2 protein-coding genes are annotated in these 3,346 nt (G+C 70.2%); one reads left to right on the top strand and one right to left on the bottom strand.

The features are described 5' to 3' along the window. Nucleotides 1-32 precede the first annotated feature (32 nt). Nucleotides 33-1,163, bottom strand: coding sequence for a PucR family transcriptional regulator (locus ORI60_RS25025; protein WP_266040284.1), 1,131 nt, complete (start codon nucleotides 1,161-1,163; stop codon nucleotides 33-35). 162 nt (nucleotides 1,164-1,325) lie between these two features. Here ORI60_RS25025 and ORI60_RS25020 point away from each other — a divergent pair, with 162 nt between their 5' ends. Further along, nucleotides 1,326-3,107: an FAD-binding dehydrogenase gene (locus ORI60_RS25020; protein ID WP_266040283.1), complete on the top strand. Its 1,782-nt coding sequence runs from the start codon at nucleotides 1,326-1,328 to the stop codon at nucleotides 3,105-3,107. Nucleotides 3,108-3,346: the final 239 nt, after the last annotated feature.

The following is a 3,346-nucleotide window of genomic DNA, read 5'->3' as shown; positions in this document are numbered from 1 at the left end:
CCCCCCGCCAACACCCACCGCCTGTGTGGGTTTCACCCGGCGCGCCGGTCGATCCACGACCGCAGCGCCCACCAGGTGTGCAGCGTCGCCAGCACGTGCGAGCGTCCCGCGTCCGGGTTCTCGCCGAGGTCGGCGCCGGTCAGCTCCACCAGCCTGTCCAACCGGTACCGCACGGTGTTCGCGTGGATGTGCAGCGCCGCGGCCGTCGCGCTGAGCCGGCCGCCGTTGTCCAGGTAGCACAACGCCGTCACCACCATCTCGTGGTGGAAGGTGCTCTTCGGGTCCAGCTGGCCGAGCAGCGCGTCGGCGAGCGTGTCCGCCAGTCCGGGGAGCGCCGCGAGAGCGGTCTCACCGGCGAGGTCGGTCAGCAGCCGCACGCCCAGCGAGGCTCCCGCGGCCGCGAGTGCCCGCGTGCACATCGAGTACGTGCCCCGCAACGACTTCAGCGGCGTCGCGGGCGACACCACCAGCAGATCGTCCGACCAGGACGGCGGCACGTGCGTGAGCCCGGCCAGGCGTCCCTCGACCAGTCCGTACACGCCGCCGAACGCGTGCAGCCGCTGTTCCAGCGTGCGCGCGTGGCTCGGGTCGGTCACCCCGGACACCACGCAGTGGTACCGGCCGTCGGGGCGCAGGCCGGTGCGGGCGAGCTCGGAGGCGTCCGGGAACTCGCCGGAGACCAGCAGCCGCCGCAGCACCTGGGCGTGCAGATCGCGGGCCGTGCGCGACAGCTGCAGCTCGGCGGTGTGGTAGCCGCTGATGATGTGCCGCTCGACCGCGCCGACGTAGTGGTCCAGGTCGATCATGAAGTTCAGGATCGTGCCGTCGTCGACGCCCAGCGACCGCGCGAGCTCGACACTCGCCCTGATCAGCTCGGTCCGGCCGGCGTGCACTCCGCGCAGCAGACCCCCCATCGACACGCCCTGAGCGGCCCGGTCGGCCCCCAGCGACAGCGCGGCGGAGAAGTCGCCGTCGTCGGGCGAACCGCCGCGTTCGAGGTGCGCGATCCCTTCGGACAGCAGGAACGCGATGTGCCGGCGGTTCTCCTCCGCGGGCAGCCGGGCGACCTCCGGCGAGTGGCCGCGGGCCGCGTCGACGACCCGTTCGACCACCTTGTCGTCCGCGGCGACCGCTGCGAGCACCTGGCGGACCATCGCGGACATACCCGGCACGTCGCCTCTCAAACACCACGTTGTGTGACGGCCACAACACAACCGTCGCCGTTTGGTGGCGGGACCCTATCCCCCGCTCTCCGGTTACTGGTTAGTTCCTTTACGCGAGAGTAATTCGCGTTGGCACCACCCTTCAACGAGGAAGGTCCTGGGATGTCAGACCGGAACATCAGCCGCCGCAACCTGCTGGCCGCGAGCGGCGCGATCGGCGCGATCGCCGCGAGCGGGACTCTGGGGCAGGCAGTCGCCGGCGCGGCGCCGCGGGTCGACGCGGACGTGATCGTCGTCGGACACGGCCTGGCGGGACTCGTGGCGACCTCCGAACTGGCCGCGGCGGGCCGCAAGGTCCTGCTGCTGGACCAGGAACCCGAGGCCAGCCTGGGCGGACAGGCCTTCTGGTCGCTCGGCGGCCTGTTCTTCGTCAACTCGCAGGAGCAGCGGACCGCGGGCATCAAGGACTCGCTGGAGCTGGCCCGCGCCGACTGGTTCAACACCGCCGGCTTCGACCGCGGCGTGAACGACCCCCTGGGCGAGGACCACTGGGCCGCGAAGTGGGCCGAGGCGTACCTGAACTTCGCCGCCGGCGAGAAGCGCGACTGGCTGTACGGGCTCGGCGTGCGCTGGGTGCCGATCGTGGGCTGGGCCGAACGCGGCGGGCAGCTCGCGGACGGCCCGGGCAACTCGGTGCCGCGCTTCCACATGACGCTGGGCACCGGCCCCGGCGTCATGGAACCGTTCGAGAAGAAGGTGCGCGACGCCGTCCGAGACGGCAAGGTCACCTTCAAGTTCCGGCACCAGGTCGACGGCCTGATCACCAGCAACGGCGCCGTCACCGGAGTGCGCGGCAGCCTGCTGGAACCCAGCAGCGCCGCACGCGGCAAGCCCAGCTCCCGCACCAAGGTGGGCGACTTCGAGCTGTACGCGCCGATGGTGGTAGTCACCTCGGGCGGCATCGGCGCCAACCACGACCTGGTACGCCGCAACTGGCCGGCCCGCCTCGGCCCAGCACCCCGGCGGCTGGTCACCGGCGTCCCCGCGCACGTCGACGGCCGCATGCTCGCGATCACCGAGCTGGCGGGCGGCCGCGTGGTCAACCGCGACCGCATGTGGCACTACACCGAGGGCATGATCAACCACACGCCGATCTGGCCGGACCACGGCATCCGCGTCCTGGCGGCACCGTCGTCGCTGTGGCTCGACGCACGCGGCAAGCGGTTCCCCAACCCCGGCATCCCGTCCCTGGACACGCTCGGCACCCTGGAGCTGATCGGCAAGTCCGGCTACGACTACTCGTGGTTCGTCCTCAACAAGAAGATCATCGACAAGGAGTTCGTGCTCTCCGGCTCCGAGCAGAACCCGGAGATCACCGCCAAGAACCTCGTCGCCTACCTGGCGATGCGCCTGCTCAACAGCACGCCACCGCCGGTGAAGGCGTTCATGGACAAGGGCGTCGACTTCGTCATCAAGAACAACCTCCCGGACCTGGTGGCGGGCATGAACGCGCTGACCGGCCAGAACCTGGTCAACCTGGACGACCTGCGCCGCCAGATCACCATCCGCGACCAGCAGGTCGACAACCCGTTCTCCAAGGACGTGCAGGTCATGGGAATCCGCAACTCCCTGGCCTACAGCGGCGACAGCCTCGCCCGCACAGCGGGCCTGCACAAACTCCTCGACCCCGCCTCAGGCCCGCTGATCGCGATCAGGATGAACATCCTGACCCGCAAAACACTGGGCGGCCTGCAAACAGACCTGCAGGGCCGCGTGCTGGGCACGAACGGCCAACCCATCAGGGGCCTGTACGCGGCAGGCGAGGTGTCCGGCTTCGGCGGCGGAGGCGTACACGGCTACCGAGCACTGGAAGGCACCTTCCTGGGCGGCTGCCTGTTCTCGGGCCGAGCGGCAGGACGCGCAGCCGCAGCAGAAAGCGCCTGACCACAACCGCGGGGTCTGCGGTCTCCCCTGTTGACCGCAGCCCCCGCATCACCGCGAAGCCGAAGGCGAGCCGCCCACCCACGCGAAGCCGAAGGCGAGCAGCCCACCCAAGCGAAGCCGAAGGCGAGCCGTCCTGCCATAAGGCAAGGGCGGTGGGGTCCCATCACGAGTCGCGCCATAGCACTTGCTGCATGAGAGAAGGGGTGTCAAGCGGACACGCTTTTCGTCCGCTTGACACC

This window comes from Lentzea sp. NEAU-D7 (assembly GCF_026242055.1).
Lineage (GTDB): Bacteria > Actinomycetota > Actinomycetes > Mycobacteriales > Pseudonocardiaceae > Lentzea.
Note: the sequence above shows the minus strand (reverse complement) of the source record. Positions and strands in the feature narration are given on the sequence as shown.

Bases quoted from the DNA above. Each gene is read 5' to 3' on its own strand.
- ORI60_RS25020 (WP_266040283.1), top strand. From the start codon at position 1,326: ATGTCAGACCGGAACATCAGCCGCCGCAACCTGCTGGCCGCGAGCGGC.
- ORI60_RS25025 (WP_266040284.1), bottom strand. From the start codon at position 1,163: ATGTCCGCGATGGTCCGCCAGGTGCTCGCAGCGGTCGCCGCGGACGAC.